Below are 1,291 nucleotides of genomic sequence, written 5' to 3'. Positions count from 1 at the left end.
TACTTGTAAGAGAAACGACAGAGAACTGGATGGAAAAGTATGGTCAATTTAAGCAATATATTGAGGTGAATGGCAATGCTTTAGTTCCCCAAACTCATCCAGAACTCGGAAGATGGGTGGAGGTGCAACGATTACACAAGAAAAGAGACAAGTTACAAGAAGAACGAATTCAACTTCTTAACATTCTTGGATTCTCATGGGATCCATTCGCAGATTTATGGAAAATAAGATGTCAAGAACTAAAGCAATATACAGAGGACAATGGGAGTATAAGAGTTTCTGAAAATTATCCAGTACTTGGGAGATGGGTTAAAAAGCAGAGATCAAAGAGGAAAAATGGACAGTTGTCGGAAGATCAGATACAAATGCTGAATGATATTGGTTTCATATGGGAACCATTTGCAGAACCTTGGCAAAAAAAATATCAAGAACTTAAGAACTTCATTGAGCATAATGGCAGTAATGAAGTTTCCAATCATTCAGTACTTAGGGTATGGTGTCGTTCGCAGAGATCTGAAAGAAAGGAAGGGAAATTATCAGAAGAACGAATCCAACTTCTTGATAAAATTGGTTTCATCTGGGGTGTAAGAGAAGAAAGATGGCAAGAAAAGTACCAACTTCTCAAAAAATATATTAATCACAATGGTGATGCCAAAGTTCCCGATAAACATCCAACACTTGGAACTTGGGTTAGAACTCAACGAAGAACAAAGAGGGTAGATCAATTATCACAAGAGCGCATCCAACTTCTTGATAAAATTGGATTCATCTGGGACCCACCGCGGGGATGCGGTAAATAACAAAATAACGGAATAAAAGTTCGAAACTGGTTTTCTGAAAAGAAATTAAGTCCATTAAAAGCACCTCGTTTGATCTTCCTTGCCTCGCTTGCATTAAGCAGCATCATTTAATTACTACTCAGGAGCACCTCATGACCAGCGTCAGGAAGATGACGACTATCTGCATCACGCCTGAGCTATCAGCAGCCATTGAAGGACGTCGTAAGCAGTGGGGGCTGAAAAGTAAAGGTGAGGTCATTGACCGCCTCCTCGACTGGATGACGAAGGAACCTGTTGAAGGTAAGGACTGAATCCTTCTTTGCAGCGCTACCGGATCCAGGGACATTGATCTGCATAACGCCAATAGATCGAGGCGTGTCCACTTGCTACTAGCTGTTGCTGGACATTGGATCCATCTACAAAGAGCTCTGCCACGGTTCGTCCATAACGATCAGTGGTAATACGCCGAATGGTGATCTTGCGACCAACTACCAGTTCCCTCAGATAGTCGC

The 1,291-nt window shown here is 41.7% G+C and carries 3 protein-coding genes; 2 read left to right on the top strand and 1 reads right to left on the bottom strand.

Annotation, left to right across the window (positions count from 1 at the left end; all coding sequences use genetic code 11):
• Both WH5701_RS16325 and WH5701_RS17850 read left to right on the top strand, forming a co-directional pair.
• Positions 1–800, top strand: an 800-nt coding sequence (locus WH5701_RS16325; RefSeq protein ID WP_198005104.1) for a helicase associated domain-containing protein, incomplete at its 5' end; no start/stop codon positions are given.
• A gap of 131 nt (positions 801–931) precedes the next feature.
• Positions 932–1,090 (top strand): hypothetical protein, encoded by a 159-nt coding sequence (locus WH5701_RS17850; protein WP_006169881.1) that lies wholly within the window; start codon positions 932–934, stop codon positions 1,088–1,090.
• Positions 1,091–1,106: 16 nt separating this feature from the next.
• Here the strand turns inward: WH5701_RS17850 and WH5701_RS16320 are convergent, their stop codons facing one another.
• Entirely contained in the window at positions 1,107–1,274 is a 168-nt protein-coding gene (locus WH5701_RS16320) for a thermonuclease family protein (RefSeq protein WP_255346376.1), read from the bottom strand.
• Between the last annotated feature and the right edge of the window lie 17 nt (positions 1,275–1,291).

It is taken from the genome of Synechococcus sp. WH 5701 (assembly GCF_000153045.1).
GTDB classification, from domain to species: domain Bacteria; phylum Cyanobacteriota; class Cyanobacteriia; order PCC-6307; family Cyanobiaceae; genus Regnicoccus_A; species Regnicoccus_A antarcticus.
Note: the sequence above shows the minus strand (reverse complement) of the source record. Positions and strands in the feature narration are given on the sequence as shown.

What these genes read in the sequence shown, in the direction of transcription:
- WH5701_RS17850 (WP_006169881.1), top strand. Translation starts at nt 932, where the DNA reads ATGACCAGCGTCAGGAAGATGACGACTATCTGCATCACGCCTGAGCTA.